This window comes from Pectobacterium colocasium (genome assembly GCF_020181655.1).
GTDB classification, from domain to species: Bacteria; Pseudomonadota; Gammaproteobacteria; order Enterobacterales; family Enterobacteriaceae; genus Pectobacterium; species Pectobacterium colocasium.
On sequence record NZ_CP084032.1, the window covers coordinates 1312388 to 1332333 of the forward strand.

The 19946-nt window shown below is 54.2% G+C and carries 14 protein-coding genes; 9 read left to right on the forward strand and 5 right to left on the reverse strand.

Annotated features, from left to right (window positions below):
* Positions 1-6: 6 nt before the first annotated feature.
* Positions 7-726 (reverse strand): bifunctional 2-polyprenyl-6-hydroxyphenol methylase/3-demethylubiquinol 3-O-methyltransferase UbiG, encoded by a 720-nt coding sequence (ubiG, locus tag LCF41_RS05790; RefSeq protein WP_225087258.1) that lies wholly within the window; start codon positions 724-726, stop codon positions 7-9.
* Positions 727-1028: 302 nt separating this feature from the next.
* Between ubiG and gyrA the strand changes: the two genes are divergently transcribed.
* Together gyrA and rcsC are read left to right on the forward strand one after the other, a co-directional pair.
* The gene (gene gyrA / locus LCF41_RS05795; protein ID WP_225087259.1) at positions 1029-3668 is read left to right on the forward strand and encodes a DNA topoisomerase (ATP-hydrolyzing) subunit A; all 2640 of its coding nucleotides are present in this window, start codon (positions 1029-1031) and stop codon (positions 3666-3668) included.
* 114 nt (positions 3669-3782) lie between these two features.
* On the forward strand, positions 3783-6638 hold the full coding sequence (gene rcsC / locus LCF41_RS05800) for a two-component system sensor histidine kinase RcsC (RefSeq protein ID WP_225087260.1): 2856 nt from the start codon (positions 3783-3785) through the stop codon (positions 6636-6638).
* Positions 6639-6681: 43 nt separating this feature from the next.
* Here the strand turns inward: rcsC and rcsB are convergent, their stop codons facing one another.
* From rcsB to LCF41_RS05815, 3 genes are read right to left on the reverse strand one after another with little or no spacing between them, the layout of a single operon-like run.
* Entirely contained in the window at positions 6682-7332 is a 651-nt protein-coding gene (gene rcsB, locus LCF41_RS05805) for a response regulator transcription factor RcsB (protein ID WP_015839395.1), read from the reverse strand.
* Positions 7333-7340: 8 nt separating this feature from the next.
* On the reverse strand, positions 7341-10028 hold the full coding sequence (rcsD, locus tag LCF41_RS05810) for a phosphotransferase RcsD (RefSeq protein WP_225087261.1): 2688 nt from the start codon (positions 10026-10028) through the stop codon (positions 7341-7343).
* A gap of 16 nt (positions 10029-10044) precedes the next feature.
* Complete coding sequence (locus tag LCF41_RS05815; RefSeq protein WP_225087262.1) at positions 10045-11214, reverse strand: MFS transporter; 1170 nt, start codon at positions 11212-11214, stop codon at positions 10045-10047.
* 358 nt (positions 11215-11572) lie between these two features.
* Between LCF41_RS05815 and menF the strand changes: the two genes are divergently transcribed.
* From menF to menE, 6 genes are all read left to right on the forward strand, one after another.
* Complete coding sequence (menF, locus tag LCF41_RS05820) at positions 11573-12895, forward strand: isochorismate synthase MenF (RefSeq protein ID WP_225087263.1); 1323 nt, start codon at positions 11573-11575, stop codon at positions 12893-12895.
* A 220-nt stretch (positions 12896-13115) separates the two neighbouring features.
* Positions 13116-14798, forward strand: a complete 1683-nt coding sequence (gene menD / locus LCF41_RS05825) for a 2-succinyl-5-enolpyruvyl-6-hydroxy-3-cyclohexene-1-carboxylic-acid synthase (protein ID WP_225087264.1) — start codon at positions 13116-13118, stop codon at positions 14796-14798.
* Complete coding sequence (gene menH / locus LCF41_RS05830) at positions 14786-15631, forward strand: 2-succinyl-6-hydroxy-2,4-cyclohexadiene-1-carboxylate synthase (RefSeq protein ID WP_225087265.1); 846 nt, start codon at positions 14786-14788, stop codon at positions 15629-15631. The genes menD and menH overlap by 13 nt, the downstream gene beginning before the upstream one ends.
* Before the next feature lie 5 nt (positions 15632-15636).
* Positions 15637-16494, forward strand: a complete 858-nt coding sequence (menB, locus tag LCF41_RS05835) for a 1,4-dihydroxy-2-naphthoyl-CoA synthase (RefSeq protein WP_180742300.1) — start codon at positions 15637-15639, stop codon at positions 16492-16494.
* A complete protein-coding gene (gene menC, locus LCF41_RS05840; RefSeq protein WP_225087266.1) occupies positions 16494-17465 on the forward strand; it encodes an o-succinylbenzoate synthase in 972 nt (323 codons plus the stop codon). Before menB ends, menC begins: the two co-directional genes overlap by 1 nt.
* Positions 17453-18880, forward strand: coding sequence for an o-succinylbenzoate--CoA ligase (menE, locus tag LCF41_RS05845; RefSeq protein WP_225087267.1), 1428 nt, complete (start codon positions 17453-17455; stop codon positions 18878-18880). The genes menC and menE overlap by 13 nt, the downstream gene beginning before the upstream one ends.
* Positions 18881-18897: 17 nt before the next feature.
* On the opposite strand, the gene LCF41_RS05850 is transcribed toward menE, so the two are convergent.
* Positions 18898-19107 carry a catalase gene (locus LCF41_RS05850; RefSeq protein WP_225087268.1) on the reverse strand — a complete coding sequence of 70 codons (210 nt, stop codon included), beginning with the start codon at positions 19105-19107 and terminating at the stop codon, positions 18898-18900.
* Positions 19108-19356: 249 nt separating this feature from the next.
* On the opposite strand from LCF41_RS05850, the gene LCF41_RS05855 reads away from it, so the two are divergent.
* Positions 19357-19896 (forward strand): YfaZ family outer membrane protein, encoded by a 540-nt coding sequence (locus tag LCF41_RS05855; RefSeq protein ID WP_225087269.1) that lies wholly within the window; start codon positions 19357-19359, stop codon positions 19894-19896.
* The last annotated feature ends 50 nt before the right edge of the window (positions 19897-19946 follow it).

Consider the following 19946-nt stretch of genomic DNA (forward strand, 5'->3'; position numbering starts at 1 on the left):
TCCGATCTATTTGTCGTGGCGCGTGTGCAGCATGTAGTTCACGTCTACGTTTGGACCCAGCTTAAAGCGGTCTGTCAACGGGTTGTAGTGTAGCCCGGTGATGTGTTTTTCACGCAGCGGCGTACTGTCAACCCAGTGCATCAGCTCAGCCGGGCGGATGAATTTCTTAATGTCATGGGTGCCGCGCGGTACCATTTTTAGCACGTACTCAGCGCCGATAACGGCCATCATCCACGCTTTCGCATTGCGGTTGATGGTGGAGAAGAAGACATGTCCGCCGGGTTTGACCAACTTGGCGCAGGCCTGCACCACGGATTGCGGGTCGGGAACGTGCTCCAGCATTTCCATACAGGTGACAACATCGTAGAGGCCCGGATGCGCCTGTGCATGGGCTTCTACCGTTTCCTGTACGTAATTCAGGGCGACACCGCTTTCCAGTGCATGCAAACGTGCGACTTGTAGCGGTTCTGCGCCCATATCAAGCCCGGTGACGTCTGCGCCTTCACGCGCCATGCTCTCGGCTAAAATGCCGCCGCCGCAGCCGACGTCCAGCACTTTCTTGCCGAACAGACCTTCCGCACGCTGCGAAATATAGCCCAGACGTAGCGGATTAATGCGGTGTAACGGTTTGAATTCACCTTCTAAATCCCACCAACGTGAAGCGATAGCCTCAAATTTGGCAATCTCCTGATGGTCAACGTTCGGAGTTTGATTTTCTACATTCATCTGTCATCGCTGCCTTTCGTCATCTTTTACTGCCGCGAGTATACTCCCTTCGTGTCGCAACGTGCAGCGCTGTCGTTTTTCACTGCGGCATACTTTTCTTTGCCGGAGACTTTTCTCTGCAAAATACGTTATCTCTGCAAAATACCTGTCCAGCAGGAAAACCGTCCGTTCAAGGTGGAAGGGAGTTTCCCCCGAAACGGGGCTTTGTGATATAATCCTTCACCTTTTGAACAGTTCACCTTACCTGAACGGTTCACTTTTCTGAACACGGGTAGATGCCTAAATAGAGGGATAGCGGCTCCATGAGCGACCTTGCCAGAGAAATCACACCGGTCAACATTGAAGAAGAGCTGAAAAGCTCGTATCTGGATTATGCGATGTCCGTTATTGTCGGGCGTGCATTACCAGATGTTCGTGATGGACTTAAACCGGTACACCGCCGCGTACTGTATGCGATGAGCGTACTGGGCAACGACTGGAACAAACCGTATAAAAAATCCGCCCGTGTCGTCGGGGATGTCATCGGTAAATACCACCCGCACGGCGACTCTGCCGTTTATGAAACCATCGTGCGTATGGCGCAGCCTTTCTCACTGCGTTACATGCTGGTTGATGGTCAGGGTAACTTCGGTTCGATTGACGGCGACTCCGCGGCGGCGATGCGTTATACCGAAATTCGCATGGCGAAAATTGCCCATGAACTGCTGGCCGATCTGGAAAAAGAGACGGTCGATTTTGTGCCGAACTATGACGGCACCGAGCAGATTCCTGACGTCATGCCAACGCGTATTCCCAACCTGCTGGTTAACGGTTCTTCCGGTATCGCCGTCGGGATGGCCACGAACATTCCTCCGCATAACCTTACAGAAGTCGTGAACGGCTGTCTGGCGTATATCGACGATGAAAACATCAGCCTTGAAGGGTTGATGGAACACATCAAAGGCCCGGATTTCCCGACGGCGGCGATCATCAATGGTCGACGCGGTATTGAAGAAGCCTATCGCACCGGGCGCGGTAAAATTTACATCCGTGCGCGCGCGGAAGTAGAAGCGGACGCGAAAACCGGACGTGAAACCATCATCGTGCATGAAATTCCTTATCAGGTGAACAAAGCGCGCCTGATCGAGAAAATTGCCGAGCTGGTTAAAGACAAGCGTATTGAAGGCATTAGCGCACTGCGTGACGAATCCGATAAAGACGGTATGCGTATCGTCATCGAGATTAAGCGTGACGCCGTGGGTGAAGTGGTTCTGAATAATCTGTATTCCCAGACGCAGCTTCAGACGTCATTCGGTATCAACATGGTTGCTCTGCATCAGGGGCAGCCAAAGATCATGCCGCTGAAGGATATTCTGGTTGCGTTTGTGCGCCACCGCCGCGAAGTGGTGACGCGCCGTACCATTTTTGAACTGCGTAAAGCCCGCGATCGCGCCCATATTTTGGAAGGTCTGGCGATTGCGCTGGCGAACATCGATCCGATTATCGAACTGATTCGCCGCGCGCCATCACCGGCTGAAGCGAAAGCCTCGCTGATCGCACAAGCATGGGAACTGGGTAGCGTGGCGGCTATGCTGGAACGTGCGGGTGATGATGCCGCGCGTCCAGAGTGGCTGGAGCCGGAGTTCGGTATCCGTGACGGGCGTTACTACCTGACGGAACAGCAGGCGCAGGCGATCCTGGATCTGCGTTTGCAGAAACTGACCGGTATGGAGCACGAAAAGCTGCTGGATGAATATAAAGCGTTGCTGGCGGAAATCGCCGAGCTGCTTTATATCCTCAACAGCCCTGAGCGCCTGATGGAAGTGATCCGCGAAGAGCTGGAAGCGATCAAAACGCAGTACAGCGATGAGCGTCGTACCGAGATCACCGCGAATACCGCTGATATTAACATCGAAGATCTGATCAATCAGGAAGATGTTGTCGTCACCTTGTCCCATCAGGGTTACGTGAAGTATCAGCCGCTGAGCGATTACGAAGCACAGCGCCGTGGCGGCAAAGGCAAGTCTGCCGCACGTATAAAAGAAGAAGACTTTATCGATCGTCTGCTGGTGGCGAACACCCACGACACGATTCTGTGCTTCTCCAGCCGGGGTCGTTTGTACTGGATGAAGGTATACCAACTGCCGGAAGCCAGCCGTGGCGCGCGTGGTCGCCCGATCGTCAACCTGCTGCCGCTTGAAGCGGATGAACGTATCACCGCGATTCTGCCGGTGCGTGAATACGAAGAAGGTCGCCATATTTTCATGGCCACCGCCAGCGGTACCGTGAAGAAAACGGCGCTAACCGAATTCAGCCGTCCGCGCAGTGCGGGGATCATCGCGGTTAACCTGAACGAGGGTGACGAGCTGATTGGTGTCGACCTGACCGATGGCAGTGATGAAGTGATGCTGTTCTCTGCGGAAGGCAAAGTGGTTCGCTTCTCCGAGCAGGCGGTGCGCTCCATGGGCCGTACGGCAACGGGTGTCCGTGGTATCAACCTGCAAGGCGAAGATCGCGTTGTTTCACTGATCATTCCTCGTGGCGAAGGCGATATCCTGACCGTGACGCAAAATGGCTTTGGTAAGCGTAGTGCCGTGAGTGAGTACCCGACCAAGTCGCGTGCGACGAAAGGGGTTATCTCTATCAAGGTCAGCGAACGTAACGGTAAAGTGGTTGGTGCGGTTCAGGTCGATGCCGCAGACCAGATCATGATGATCACCGATGCCGGAACGCTGGTGCGTACCCGCGTATCTGAAGTCAGTATCGTTGGCCGTAACACGCAAGGTGTGACGCTGATTCGTACGGCGGAAGACGAACATGTTGTCGGCCTGCAACGCGTGGCCGAACCGGTAGAAGATGAAGAGCTGGATGGTGTGGTAAAAGTTGAAGGCGAAGTTGCCGAAGACGACGACGCGATTGATGACATTGATGGCGATGATGATATCGCAGAAGATGACGAATAAGCCTTTTCCTTAGCCGGAATGAGTCGAGTAAGCCAGCGCGATGCGCTGGCTTTTTTTATCGACACTCGGTAGTGTATCAGCCAACGGGTTCTTCCATTATTCAACGGTATCCACTTGAAATATCTCGCCTCATTCCATACCACATTAAAAGTTTCCCGCTATTTATTTCGGGTTCTGGCGGTCATGCTGTGGGTGCTAGGCGCGCTGATATCCGTTTTTTATGTCACTAAAGTATTGAATGAAAAAGAGTCAGAGTTGCGGCAGGAGTACAACCTCAGCTTTGATCAGTCGCAGGGCTATATCCGACACGCGTCGGATATTGTGCGCGAACTCCAGTATCTGGCGGCAAATCGGCTGGTGCTGGCGAGAGAAAAAGCAGAGCCGCCAATGGAAGGGGGCCCCGGTGTCTCCGTTTATTCGCTCGCGCCCGGCGCAACCTGTTCCACGCAATATGGCGGGAATGCAGCGCTGCTTTCATTAAGTCATTTCTTTAACGGCTGGCAGGATAACTTCTCTGCCGTCTACGATCTTAACCGGGTCTTTTTTGTCGGCGGCGATCGGCGCTGTATGGTTGATTTTGGCATCCGTAACCAGTCGCTCGACCGTGATAACTTACTTAAAAACGTGCAGGATCGGTTTCAGGATCAGAAGAAGAACCGCACCCAAACCGGACGTGATGAAACGCTCTATTGGATTACTCCTGCGTCTATCCCCGATGTCGGCTATTTATATGCGCTGACGCCGATTTATGTGGATAACAAGCTGGAAGTCATCATGGGGATTGAACAGACGATTCGTCTGGATGACTTTGTCACCATAGGTAAATTTCCGATCGGTGCCAGGCTGTTGGATCAATACAATCAGGTCGTTTTGCAGTTTTCCGATGATAAGGGGCGTTACGCTTCGTCGGTAGACGGTTATCCCTCCGATCATAACTATTTTGGCTATGTGAATGGTTATGACGAGCTCATTTTGAAGAAGTCGCTGCCGCCGACGTCGTTCAGCATCGTGTATTCACTGCCGTTGAAAGTGCTGCTCTCCCATATCAGCGCCTTAATGATCAACATGCTGGTGCTGAATATGTTATCGGCTATCTTGCTGTTTGTGCTGGCGCTGGTGTTTGAGCGGAAAATGCTGTTGCCGGCAGAAGTGAATGCGTTCCAACTGGAAGAGAACGAGCAATTCAACCGTAAGATTGTGGCCTCGGCACCGGTAGGGATTTGTATCCTGCGTATCAATGACGGCACGAACATCCTCAGTAACGAGCTGGCGCACAACTATCTCAACCTGCTGACCCACGAAGACAGGTTGCGTATTACCCGCATCATTTGCGAGCAGCAGTCCAAGTTTGTGGATGTCATGACCAGCCGCAATCATCACCTGCAAATCAGCTTTGTTCATTCGCGCTATCGTAATGAAAACGTGGCGATTTGTGTGCTGCTGGACGTCAGCGCGCGCGTCAAAATGGAAGAGTCGCTACAGGAAATGGCGAATGCTGCCGAGCAGGCCAGCCAGTCGAAATCGATGTTTCTGGCTACCGTCAGCCATGAATTGCGTACGCCGCTGTACGGGATTATCGGTAACCTCGATTTACTGCAAACCAAATCGCTGCCGCAGGACGCCAACCGTCTGGTGGCGGCGATGAATAACTCTTCCTCGCTGCTGCTGAAAATCATCAGCGATATCCTCGATTTTTCCAAGATTGAATCGGAACAGTTGAAGATCGAACCGTGTGAGTTTGCGCCGCATGAGGTCATCAGCCACATCACCAGCAACTATCTTCCACTGGTGGTTAAAAAGCGCCTGACGCTGTACTGCTTTATCGATCCCAATGTGCCAGTCAGCCTGTTTGGCGATCCCGTGCGTTTGCAGCAGGTGTTGTCTAACCTGCTGAGCAACGCCATCAAATTTACCGACACGGGCTGCATCATTTTTGAAGTCGGCTGCCGCGATGGCTATCTGGAATTTGTGGTGCGTGATACCGGGGTAGGGATTCAACCTCGTGAGGCGGTGAAGCTGTTTGACCCGTTCTTCCAGGCGGGGAGCGGCGTGCAGCGCCATTTTCAGGGCACAGGGTTAGGGCTGGCGATTTGTGAAAAGCTGGTCAATCTGATGGATGGAGACATTACCATTGAATCTGAACCTGGGCTCGGCAGCCTGTTTGGCGTCAGAATTCCGCTGTATAAAGCGCGTTATGCTCCCGCAGCAATCAACGCCAGTCTGCAAGGGAAAATGTGCTGGTTGAAGATACGCAATGCTCGGCTGGAGGCTTATCTGCTCACGCTGTTGCAAGATCAGGGGTTGCAGGTTGCGCGTTATCAGAACCAAACCGTGTCGCCTGATGATGTGATGATTAGCGATTACATATCAGAAGAGAATATCACCGTTCGGGCGCATATCGTGATGAGCGGTTCCCATACCGGATCCGCGCAGGAAGTGAGTGCAGGGCATTGGGTGCAAGGAACGTCCACGCCGCAACATCTGCCCGATTTGCTGGAGAAAATCTATCGTTCAGAAAACGAGGATCGCGCGTACGCCGAGATTTCACCGCCGCTGACTCACTACGAGCGCGCAGAGAATGGCGATATTATGATTCTGGTGGTTGACGATCATCCCATCAACCGCAGGCTGCTGGCGGATCAGCTTGGTTCTCTGGGGTATCAGGCGATGACGGCGAATGATGGGATCGACGCGCTGGGCGTATTGAGTAAAAATCATATCGATATCGTGCTGACGGATGTCAACATGCCGAATATGGATGGTTATCTGTTTACACAGCGTATGCGCGAGCAGGGATTACGCTTCCCGGTTATCGGCGTGACAGCGAATGCGTTGGCGGAAGAAAGGGAACGTTGCCTGGGTGCGGGGATGGATAACTGTTTGTCAAAACCGGTTACGCTGGATACCTTGCAGCAGGCGCTGGCGTATTACAGTAACGTGGTGCGTCAGGCGAGAACATCCGGGGAGTAACCTGCACCAGCGGTTGCCGGTGCAGGCGAGGAAAGGTAAAGGTTTAGTCGACCTGCGTTGCGCCGCCATTAACGGAAGACAGGTAGTTCAGCAGGGCAATATCGTTGTCGACGCCCAGCTTGGTCATCGCTGACTTCTTCTGGCTACTGATTGTTTTGATGCTGCGGTTGAGTTTTTTGGCGATTTCGGTGACCAGAAAACCTTCTGCAAACAGACGTAGCACTTCACTTTCTTTCGGAGACAGGCGTTTGTCACCGTAGCCGCTGGCGCTGATTTTCTCCAGTACTTTGGATACGCTGTCCGGCGTAAATTTCTTCCCTTTTTGCAGGGCAGCCAGCGCTTTGGGTAAATCGGTTGGCGCACCCTGTTTCAGCACGATGCCTTCGATATCCAAATCCAGTACCGCGCTCAGAATCGCCGGATTATTATTCATGGTGAGAACAATAATAGAGAGATGAGGAAAATGGCGCTTAATGTATTTAATGAGGGTGATGCCATCGCCGTATTTATCGCCAGGCATGGATAAATCGGTAATTAAAACGTTAGCGTCCAGCTTAGGCAGGTTGTTGATCAGCGCTGTTGAGTCTTCAAATTCGCCAACCACATTGACCCATTCAATCTGCTCAAGCGATTTTTTGATGCCAAAAAGGACAATAGGATGGTCGTCGGCAATAATTACGTTTAAGTTACTCATCGTTTTGGTTACTCATCTTGTTGGCTACCTTGCTGCCCTTTAGGTTCTATTGGGGATAGTAATGCACTGACAAACCTCTCAATTTCATGAAGGTTAGCCTCGATCTCTTCACTATCATGCGCGGTAATATGCTGTTCAAGCTGTTCACACAACTGTTTGCCAGGATGCAGATTCAGCATGGCAAACACGCCTTTCAGCCGGTGTGCCGTCTGCGAAAGTGACGGGAAATCGCCTGCTTCCGCTTCAGTATACAGCCTCTTTAAATCATCCGGTACTGTCTCCACGAACAGCGAATAATAGTCGCTTGATGCCAATTGCGCGGCGTAAAAGTCGACATCGTCCTGTTCCCCTTCCTGTAGCGCATCGGGGGAATGTTCCAGTTGTAGCTCAATCAGCTTAAGCAACGCCTCCAGCAGGAGGTGGCTGATATTATAATTCACCCGCAAACGGCGCGGGCCCAAAGGCGTTAAGGTGTCATCGTCGTGACTCAATAGCAGCGTATAATCTGCCTTATTATCCGGGTCATCCGTAATACAGATATCGACTTCCTGATTAATCTGGCGTTCATCGCTGACCAGATAATTCGCTCCCCAACCCGTCAGCATATTGCCGACAATATGCTGTACTTCATCAGACGTCACATCCAGCAGAATGGTAATACCATCCAGCAGTTTTTCTTCCTCAACGGAAAGCGGTTCCGGCTCCAGTTTTAGCGTCAGAATATAGTGTGTACCTAGCCCGGACTTACTGTTGATGGTTAACGCACCGCCCAGTTTATTACAGAGTTGATTACACAAAAATAAGGTCAATCCTGAATTTTGTCCGAAACGATCGGAAGTGGCAGGGTGCAGGAAAGGGTGGCGGATATTTTCCTGCTCTTTGCCTGAAACATGGGTGCCCGTATCGCTGACCTGAATAATTAGGGTGTCCGATTCATTATTTTTTCTGTCAACCGATACCGTAATTTTGCCGTAATCCGTATTGGTCACCGAATAATTCAGCAGCAGCGCCAGCGTCTTTTTCAGCAACCCGGCATCACCCACGTAAGTTTGATTATTCTCCAGGTTGTAATGATGGAATAGGGCCAGGCCTTTTTGATTCAATCGCGGTAGTAGCTCAAGAAGCACATTGTCCATCAGCGCCAGCAGCGAAAAGCTGTCGTTGACCACGCTCCATTCCTGCGCTTCCAGCTTTTCGTGCAGGGCGATATTTTCCAGTAGCTCAATAGCGCAACGGGTATCCGCCGTGAGTTGCTCCAGTGTGGGTGTCTGTACGGTTCCCGTATCGCTGTGGCGCAGCGCATGAATATGCTGTTGTAGTGAAATCAGCGGCTGTTTGAATTCGCTGAGCAGGTTTTGAAATAAGCGTTTTCTGGCGTGAATATTCTTTTCATATTCACGCTGGGCGAGCAGCAGTTTCCGCTGCACCAGAATCTCTTTATCCTGTTCACGCAGCAGGAAGAGGCAATAGTCCGGCGAATATTGGCTACGAATTTGGCGGATTTCATACATTTCATTATTGATCGTGACCTGAATGACGCCCTGGTGCTCGTCTGCCATATTAGTGATTTTTTGCAGACTAAGGTGTGGAAGCAACTGCTCGGCACGCTCATTTTGTATGATGATTTTATTGCTGTTGAAGTCATAAACCAGCACGCCCATCGGGATTCTGCTCGTGGTTTCACGGTAAATATCCAGTTTCTTTTCCAACTGATGGGATACATCCTCTACGGGGTGCGCATACTTCCGGCGGAAAAGATAAAAGCCCGCGAGGGACAAACTCAGCAGAACCAGATTCAGCAGCAAAAGCCAGACGTTATTACGCAATGAATCAATAATCAGGGCTTTTACGGGCACCTGAAAAACGATTTTCAGCGGCGCATTAACGAGCGTAGCGGAGATTTCAATATTGGATCCGTGAAGCTGCACATCGGCCGAGCCTTCGCTATTATTGCTGCTGTCCATCGTGCTGGCTGCTGGCGTATCCGGCTTCAGCATAAGGTGCTCACGCGGGATGGTGTCCGGAATTAAATCGTTAATCGGCAGATCGAAGGCCAGAATGGTTGCCAGATGCCCCGGCTGATTGAATGTGGTGCGCAGCGTAAAATAGTAGTCGTTATAGAAGCGTAATTTACGCAGCGGGGAAAAACTTTCACGCTCGTCTAACACATTCGCCTGTTGCAGCATTTCCGTCCGGCGCGCCTCGGCGATGACCGTAATATAATTGCCCCGGAACTGCGAAGAGATATCTTTCAGCGTCTGCGTGGAAATCATTGTCAGGCTGTTGTCGATACCGTTCAGGTAATACATGGAATAGACACTGTTCTCCGCTCCCCAGAGAATATCAAGATAACGGGATATCCGACGAACCGACGTCAGCGTTCCTTTATCGTGCTGCCCGAAAATCAGTGCGTCCGTTTTCTGACCGTTTTTTTCTACGTAGAACACATTCGGCATTAAATTAATGGCGGTAATGCTGGGGTCGTTAGCGGCGGGTTCGCTGTTCAGACTGCCGTATATTTGATAGGTGAAAAAACGGTAGGTATCGACGCGTTTTTGTATGCCCTGCGCAATGGTCGTCAGCGAATGTTTTTTGCCCGCCAGCAAATCGTTGATGTAGCTATAGCCGAACGTTCCGGTAATAAGGAGCGATAGCACCGTAAGGAGAGAAAAATAACGCAGGATTATGGCTGGCATCAATTAACGCTCCTGATTAGCGGATGACGGCACGCGCACTGGCGCTAACGGCCAGCAACAGCAGTGCGACAAACCCGAATGCGGTAGCCAAATTGCTGAACTGTGCAATAAAGCCGAGAATGGTCGGGCCGATCAGAATACCGGCATAGCCCACGGTGGTGATCGACGCGATGGCCAGATTGGGCGGCATGATCTTTTGATTTCCCGCCGCACTGAAAAGAATCGGCACCACATTTGATGCGCCGATACCGACCATGACGAAGCCAAGAATCGCGGTGATCGCATTATCAATGCTGATCGTTAACACCAGACCAAGTGCGGCACAGAGGCTGCCGCCGGTAAGAATCGCGTAGCGCCCGAGCGCATTAACGATGCGATCGCCGTTCAGCCTGCCCAGCGTCATGGCGACGGAAAACGCGGCATAGCCCATGCCCGCCTGCGCGCCGGTCAGGTTGCGTTCAACCGTTAAGAAGAGGGCGCTCCAATCCAGTATGGAACCTTCGGCCAGGAACATGATGAAGCACAGTGAACCAATAAACATGACCCAGCCGCGCGGAATGACAAACAGCGGGCCACCGTCATCCTGATTCGTGGTGCGCAGCAGGTGCTTGTGCGCCGTTGCCATAAAGATCAGGATCAACGCAACCATCGTCAGGATTGCCATCAGCGGGGACAGGCCAAGCCACAGCAGGGCGCTGACGCCACCTGCGCCGACAATCCCCCCCACACTAAAGAAGCCATGAAAACCGGACATCATCGCCCGCCCGCTGGCACGTTCTACGATGACGGCCTGAATATTCATTGCGACATCGATCATGCCCATAGAGGCACCGAAAAAGAGCAGCGTTATCGCCATCAGGGGTAATGTGCCTGCCTGCGTCAATGCGGGCAATACCAGACAAAGCAGCGCGCTTCCCAGCAAAATCACGCTGCGGCACCCTAACTTGCTGGTGAGAAAACCGGTGAGTGGCATAGCCAGCAACGACCCAATACCGAGAGAAAGTAGCAACATCCCCAGAGAGGCATCACTGATAGCCAGCCGCGTTTTGACAAAAGGAACCAGCGGCGCCCAGGAGGCCATGGCGAAACCCGCAACAAAGAAAACGATGCGCGTCGCTGCCTGTGCCTTTTTGCCTGGCAGAGGCTGATTAATGCATAACGGGTTGGAATTCAGTGTTGTACTCATCCTGACGAGACTATCCGGTCAACGTAACAAGGGCCTATTTTTACCATAACTCATGCCCTGAATGGAAAGAATCCTGATACGCCGTTCGAGAGGGAGGGAGAGCGCGTTTCCCGAGGTTATATCGCGCGCAAAAAAATGCCGATTAGATAATCGGCAAAAGAAGAGATCAATTAAAGCAATAATGATGATGTGAAATTTTAAAGCGATGCGCACGCGCCGTTTTGCCGTTTGATGCGATTTTGCGTTGTCTTCCCCCTCGTGGTTGTAACGGGGACTTTGGGCTCTTGCGTAAGCTCTCACCCACGGCGTGTTTTTTCCCGTATAATCCCCTACTTTGTGTTAGGTCTCTGGGGTAACGGTGAAACAACTTTCCGACTTGCTGCGGCATTTGCAGCAGGATTTGCGCGAGCCACAGCCTGAATGCGCTGGTTTCAGACAAATAACGCGTTCATTAACTCTCAGCGATGCGTCTGAGCTATTGCCGTGGCTGGCGACTCAGCCGGTGTACCCACAGTTCTATTGGCAGCATCGCCAGGATCGTGAAGAAGCCGCTGTGTGCGGCAATGTGTGCGGGTTTCATCATATTCAGGATGCCGAGGCATTTCTCGCCGAGCAGCAGTGCGGCCCCAACGTGCGAATCTGGGGACTGAATGCGTTTAACCAGATAAAAGAAAGCGACACTTCGTCTCCTGGCTACCTGTTTTTGCCCCGTGCAGAGCTGCGGCGTCAGGATGATACGCTCAGCCTGAGTATTAATCTGTTCAGCGATACCTCATTGCAGCAGGATGCCGCCGAAGCCTCGGCGTTTATTAATCTGCTTCTGCCGCCTGCGTCGCTGCCTGCTTTGCATGCGGAGGTTCAGTCCGTCGGGCATCAGCCAGAGCGCCAGGGATGGATTGATTTGCTCCAGCGGGCGCTGCATGACATCAATGCGGGACTGATGGAAAAGGTCGTTCTGGCACGGGCGACTACGCTAACGCTGACGCAGTCGCTACAGGCCACCACCTTTATGGCCGCCAGCCGGGCGGCAAATCACCACTGTTTCCATTTCATGCTGGCGCACGACGCGCGTCATGCGTTTCTCGGTTCCAGCCCGGAACGGCTTTATCGTCGTCGGGGGAGTGAGCTGGAAACGGAAGCGCTGGCGGGGACGGTGGCAAGCGATCGCGACGCACACAAAGCTGCTGAACTGGCTGACTGGCTGATGAATGACACCAAAAATCAGTGCGAGAACATGCTGGTGGTGGATGATATTTGCCAGCGGCTCCAGCAGTCCGCGCTGTCGCTGGATGTGATGCCGCCGGAAATTGTGCGCCTGCGTAAAGTACAGCATCTGCGCCGCACCATTCATGCCACATTACGAACGGCGTCTGATAGCGCGTGCCTGAAGGCATTACAGCCCACGGCGGCGGTTGCGGGTTTGCCGCGGCAAGAGGCGCGGCGCTTTATTGCCGAACATGAACCGTTTGAACGCGGCTGGTACGCAGGGTCGGCGGGTTACCTTTCTCGTCAGCAGTCTGAATTCAGCGTGGCGTTACGTTCAGCCGAAGTGCGGGATCATATTTTAACGCTCTATGCCGGTGCCGGAATTGTGGCCGCTTCTGATCCAGAACAAGAATGGCAGGAGTTGGAAAACAAAGCGGCAGGGCTGAGATCCCTGTTAGACGGTGATATGTCATAGTTTTGTTTTATGGTTGTTGTGCCTGGTACTGGTTTATATCAAAGTCAGCGTGGTAAAAAAAAATATAATAGGGTCGATCTTGATGTTTGCTAAAGGGCAACCAGGCCGCCAACAGTTGATCATTCGTCTTTTGCCTGTATCCATCATTTTCTGTGAGCGGTTCAGCCAGTACACAGGAAGATGGCGGGAATAACCTGCAACCTGAGTTGTTGAGTACATCATGTCAACAAGTGTATTTAATCGCCGCTGGGCTACATTACTGCTGGAATCGCTGACCCGCCACGGCGTCCGGCATGTCTGTATCGCGCCCGGTTCTCGCTCCACCCCGCTGACATTGTCTGCGGCGGACAACCACGCGCTGATTTGCCACACGCATTTTGACGAACGCGGGCTCGGGCATCTGGCGCTTGGGCTAGCAAAAGCCTCACGTGAACCGGTTGCGATTATCGTGACGTCAGGCACCGCTGCCGCGAACCTTTATCCTGCCATCATTGAAGCCGGGCTGACCGGTGAGCGGCTGGTCGTTCTGACCGCCGACCGTCCGCCGGAGCTGATCGACTGCGGCGCGAATCAGGCGATTCGTCAACATGCGCTGTATGCTTCACACCCCACATTGGCGCTGGATTTACCGCGCCCCACGCCCGACATCCCAGCTAGCTGGCTGGTTTCTTCTGTCGATAGCGCCATGGCGCGACTGATGCACGGCGCGCTGCACATTAACTGCCCGTTTGCTGAACCGCTGTACGGTGCCGATGACGGCACGGCGTATCAGGATTGGCTGATGACGCTGGGCGACTGGTGGAATAGCCGTGAACCCTGGCTGCGTGAAATGCGTCAGAGTGCGCTGGTGGTGCAGCCGGACTGGCCGCAGTGGCGACAGAAGCGCGGCGTTGTGCTCGCCGGTCGCGTGAGTCCCGAACAGGGGGCGCGTCTCGCCGCGTGGGCAAATGAACTGGGTTGGCCGCTTATTGGTGATGTTCTGTCGCAAAGTGGGCAGCCGTTGCCCTGTGCGGATATCTGGCTGGCGCATCCCGACGCAGCGGATCGCTTACGGCAGGCGGAGATTGTCTTGCAGTTCGGCGGTAGCCTGACCGGTAAGCGCCTGTTGCAATGGCAGGAACAGTGCCAGCCGCAAGAATTCTGGTTAATTGACGATCTGCCGGGACGGCTGGATCCGGCTCATCATCGCGGGCGTCGTCTGGTGGCGGACGTGGGCGAGTGGCTGTCAGCGCACCCGGCGCACAAGCAGGCACCGTGGGCGGATATGTTGGTGGATATTGCCGACAGAACGCAGCGGCAGATCGACATGCATCTGGCTCCTCGCTTTGGTGAGGCACAGTTGGCGCAGCGTATACCCGCACTGTTGCCGCCAGATGGACAGCTGTTTGTCGGCAACAGCCTGGTAGTGCGCTTGATCGACGCGCTGGCGCAGCTCCCGCAGGGATATCCGGTGTACGGTAATCGCGGTGCCAGCGGTATTGATGGCCTGATCTCCACGCTGGCTGGCGTGCAGCGTGCCACCGCGAAAGCGACGCTGGGCATCGTCGGCGATCTCTCTGCGTTATACGATTTGAATGCGCTGGCGCTGCTGCGTCAGGCTCCCGCTCCGCTGGTGCTGATTGTGGTGAACAATAACGGCGGCCAGATATTTTCCCTGTTGCCGACGCCGGTTGCGCAGCGTGAAGCGTTTTACTGCATGCCGCAAAATGTGGAGTTCGGCCATGCTGCTGCGATGTTTGGCCTCAATTACGTGCGCGCTGATAACTGGGAACAGCTGGCGAATACGGTAATGGACTGCTGGGCACAGGGGGGCGTCACGCTGCTGGAGGTCGTGGTTGAGCCGAAGGATGGCGCAGCAACGCTCAATGAACTGGTCGCGCAGGTGGCGACATGGGCGCACTAGATTCTCAGGGGATAGAGTTTCAGGGGCTAGATTCTCAGGATTCAGGTTCTCAGGGGTTAAGCTGCCGGAAGGTGACGCATGGCGCGGTGGCGCCGAGGCAGCCGTGGCTGGTATGCCTACATGGTTTATTAGGCAGCGGAGAGGACTGGTTGCCCGTCCTGCCGTTTTGCCGCGACTGGCCCGTACTGCTGGTGGATTTACCCGGACATAGTGCGTCGCGAACGATTTCCGCAACCGATTTTGCCGATGTGAGTCGCCTGCTCAGCGAGACGCTGCGGGAGCAAGATATTACGCGTTATTGGCTGTTGGGTTATTCGCTCGGTGGGCGTATCGCGATGTATCACGCTTGTAACGGGCAGCATGACGGCATGCTGGGGCTGTTGGTCGAAGGCGGCCACCCCGGTCTGGCGACGCCGGAGCTGCGTACGGCACGTATCCACCATGATGCTCGTTGGGCGCAACGCTTTCATCACGAACCGCTGCCCGCGGTCTTGCAGGACTGGTATCAGCAGGCAGTCTTTGCCGATGTGGATTCAGTACAGCGTGAACAGCTGATTGAGCGCCGGAGTGCGAATCACGGCGCATCCGTTGCGGCCATGCTGGAAGCCACGTCGCTGGGGCGGCAGCCTTTTTTAGCAGACCGTCTCCGACACCTGTCGATGCCTTTTGTTTATTTATGCGGTGCCAGCGATATGAAATTTCAAACGCTGGCGACGCAATATGGCCTGCCGTTACTGAGCGTAGCGCAGGCAGGCCACAATGCTCATCAGGCGAATCCAGCGGTGTATGCCGAGCGGGTTCGCGCTTTTCTTTTGCATCACGTTAAGGATTGATAACTATGCTTTATCCGAGTGAAGAACTGCTTTACGCACCGATTGAATGGCACGATTGCAGCGGCGATTTCGCCGATATCCTCTACCATAAATCCACCGATGGCATTGCCAAAATCACCATTAACCGCCCTCAGGTACGTAATGCGTTTCGTCCGCAGACGGTAAAAGAGATGATCCAGGCGCTCGACAATGCGCGCCATGACGACGGGATTGGAACGATCATTCTGACCGGTGCAGGCGATAAGGCATTCTGCTCCGGCGGCGATCAGAAAGTACGCGGCGACTACGGCGGTTATCAGGATGACAGCGGTGTGCACCACCTGAACGTGCTGGATTTCCAACGCCAGATCCGTACCTGTCCGAAGCCAGTTGTCGCGATGGTCGCGGGCTATTCCATCGGTGGCGGACACGTTCTGCACATGATGTGCGACCTGACCATTGCGGCTGAAAATGCCATCTTCGGTCAAACGGGGCCGCGTGTGGGGTCCTTCGACGGCGGCTGGGGGGCGTCTTACATGGCACGCATCGTGGGCCAGAAAAAAGCACGTGAAATCTGGTTCCTGTGCCGTCAGTACGATGCGGCACAAGCGCTGGATATGGGGCTGGTGAACACAGTGGTTCCGCTGGCCGACCTGGAAAAAGAGACCGTGCGCTGGTGCCGTGAAATGCTGCAAAACAGCCCAATGGCGCTGCGCTGCCTGAAAGCGGCACTGAACGCGGACTGCGATGGTCAGGCGGGCTTGCAGGAACTGGCGGGTAACGCCACCATGCTGTTCTATATGACGGACGAAGGGCAGGAAGGCCGTAACGCGTTCAACGAAAAACGTCAGCCTGACTTCAGCAAATTCAAACGGAATCCGTAATGCGTCGGGTCACTCTCTATCGTTACAGCGTGCCGATGGAAGCGGGTGTCGTGCTGCGCAATCAGCGTCTGAAAACCCGCGATGGGCTTATCGTTCGTCTGCAAGAAGACGAACGGTTGGGCTGGGGTGAGATCGCGCCGTTACCGGAATTCAGCGTGGAAACGCTGGCTGAGGCGGAAGCCGTTACGCTTGAACAGCTGCAATCGTGGGCGACAGGGTCTGCATTTTCTGACGATCTTTTGCCGTCAGTGGCCTTTGGCTTAAGCTGTGCACAGGCAGAGCTGGATCAACACCTGCCGCAGGCTGCTGACTATCGCAAAGCGCCGTTGTGCAGCGGCGATCCTGATGAGCTGTTTGACATGCTACAGGCGATGCCGGGCGAGAAAGTGGCAAAGGTCAAAGTCGGCCTGTACGAAGCGGTGCGTGACGGCATGATCGTTAACGTGCTGCTGGAAGCGTTGCCGGATCTGAAACTCCGTCTGGATGCCAACCGTAGCTGGACGCGCGCCAAAGCGGACGGCTTTGCCCGCTATGTCGCGCCGTCATTGCGTTCGCGTATTGCCTTTCTCGAAGAGCCTTGCAAAACCCGTGAAGAATCTCGCGAATTTGCGCGGGAAACCGGTATCAGCATTGCCTGGGACGAAAGTGTGCGCGAGGCCGATTTTCGGGTGGAAGCTGAGCCGGGGGTGAGCGCGATTGTTATTAAGCCTACGCTGGTCGGCAGCCTCGCTCGCTGCCAGCAACTGGTGCAGGAAACGCAGCAGGCTGGATTAACGGCGGTGATTAGCTCCAGTATCGAATCCAGTCTGGGTTTAACGCAGTTGGCGCGTCTGGCGCATTGGCTGACGCCGGAGACGATTCCAGGTCTGGACACGTTGAATCTGATGCAAGCGCAGGTTATTCAAGCCTGGCCGGAGAGCACGTTGCCGCTGCTGGCTGCTGAGCAACTGGACGTGGTATGGCAATCCTGACTGACTGGCCGTGGCGACACTGGGCTAACCAGACGCCTCCGTCTGTCGCATTGATTGACGATGAAACCTGCTGGAGCTGGCAGGCGCTTGCCCAGCAGGTGGATCGTCTGACGCAGCATTTTACACAGCAGGGCGTTGCGACCGACAGTACGGTTGCGCTACGTGGGAAAAATAGCGTACAGATGCTGTTCAGCTATCTGGCGCTATTGCAATGCGGTGCACGTGTGCTGCCGCTGAATCCACAGCTGCCCGATGCGTTAACCGAGGCGCTGTTGCCCGCATTGCATGTGGCGTATGGTCTTTGCCTGAATGATACCCCCTGGCCGAATGCGGTACGCACGCTTTCTTTAGCCCCCCTTTCTTTACCATCAGATTTTTTGCCATCGGGCTATACCGAAGAAAGTCGCCGTGCCGATCGATTGTGCTGGCAGGCCGAACGGCTGGCGACGCTGACGTTGACATCCGGCTCCAGCGGAATGCCAAAAGCGGTGGCGCACACGTTCTCGGCTCATCTTTCCAGCGCGGAAGGTGTGGTTCAGATGATGGCGTTTTCCTCCCGCGACAGTTGGCTGTTGTCACTCCCGCTCTTTCACGTGTCCGGGCAGGGTATCGTCTGGCGCTGGCTTACCACGGGAGCCACGATAGTCGTTCGTGCGCATCAGCCTCTGGAGAGTGCGCTGCGCGATTGTACCCACGCTTCTCTGGTGCCGACGCAACTGTGGCGACTGCTGTCGGAGGAAACTTTCCCTACGGCACTGAAAGCCGTATTGCTCGGCGGCGCGATGATTCCGCAGACGCTCACGCAACAGGCTGAAGCCCGAGGCGTGAGCTGCTGGTGTGGCTATGGTCTGACGGAACTGGCGTCGACAGCTTGCGCGAAACGCGCCGATGGGCGTTCTGGGGTGGGGCTGCCGTTACACGGGCGGGAGATCCGACTGGTTGAGGATGAAATTCTGCTGCGCGGCAGCACGTTGGCGGCTGGCTACTGGCGCGACGGGAAACTGATCCCACTGGTCGATGAGGATGGCTGGTTCCACACGCGAGATCGCGGGCGCTTTGCCGAGGGTGAGTGGCACATTCTGGGGCGTCTGGATAATCAATTTTTTAGCGGTGGAGAAGGGATCCAGCCGGAGAATATCGAAGCCGTACTGTTGAGGCATCCCGATGTGCAACAGGCCTGTGTTGTGCCCGTTGACGATGCGGAGTTTGGTCACCGTCCTGTTGCGGTGCTGGAAGTGGCACAAACGACGACGCTTGATGCAGTACGCGATTGGCTACAGCCGCAGCTTGCCGGATTTCAGCGCCCGGTTGCGTATTATACGCTGCCAGCCGAACTGAAAAATGGCGGGATTAAGCTGTCGCGTCAGCAGGTGAAAGGCTGGGTTAATGCAACGCACCGCGTGCCCAACAGGTAGCGCGACGTGGCCGTAAGCTAATAATCTGGTGCGTTGCTGCTGGGTTTCGTCGCCTTTTTTTGCTGACTAGCCTGATGATTGGCGTTGGTTTCACGATCGAACAGCGCCAGCTTTTCCAGAAACCACATATCCTGAAACCGCATCGGCGTGTGCTTGTCGGAAGGCACCGTATGGGTATCCATCGCCGTGGCACGCTTTCCTGCGGCTAATTTTCCTTCTCTCATCATCGTTTCTTTCTGCCTGTTTTGTCGTCGTCCATGATGAGTACTATTGTTCACTTTGTCTTTTTTGAGCAAATAGGCGACGCTTATTGTTGCCATTGTCAGCAGCGCTGAATGAAAACTTTCATGATTATTAAAAGAATAAATCGCTGCTCAGGGTAATTTCATGCTGGAGTGAGGGGGCGTTTCGGGTAAAATCGGCAGCGATAACATCTTTACACGCGCGTTTAACGACGGTTTTTAAGGATATTGAAAATGAAAAAGTTTGTGATTGCCTGTGCGGGAAGCCTGTTACTTGCAACGGCCTCTGTACATGCCATTAGCCTTTCCGGGGAAGCAGGTCGCGATTATGCAGGCGCTAATGCGGGCTTCGGTATGGGCATTCCTGGGCTTGCGGGGAATGTGAGCTATGCCCACGGCGACAACAACAATGACGTCTACGGCTTCGGTCTGGGATACACCATCCCTGTCGGCCCACTCAAGCTGACTCTGGGCGGTAAAGCGCTGTACCTGAATCAGGATCATGGCAATGATGGCTATGGTGTTGCTCTGGGCGGTGGCGTGCAGTGGCCACTGAGCCGTCAGTTCTCGCTGTATGGCGAAGGTTACTATTCACCGGATGCTTTCTCCAGCCATGTCGATCACTACGTTGAAGGGAAAGCAGGTGTACGCTGGCAGGTATTTGCACCGCTGAACGTTGATGTCGGCTACCGCTACATCAATATGGCACGTGAAAGCGGGCCGGATAATAAACTGGCGGATTCAGCCTATGTCGGCGTTGGCCTGAACTTCTGATCGCTGGTTTGAAAGAAAAAAGAGCGTGAATGCTGAGTTCACGCTCTTTT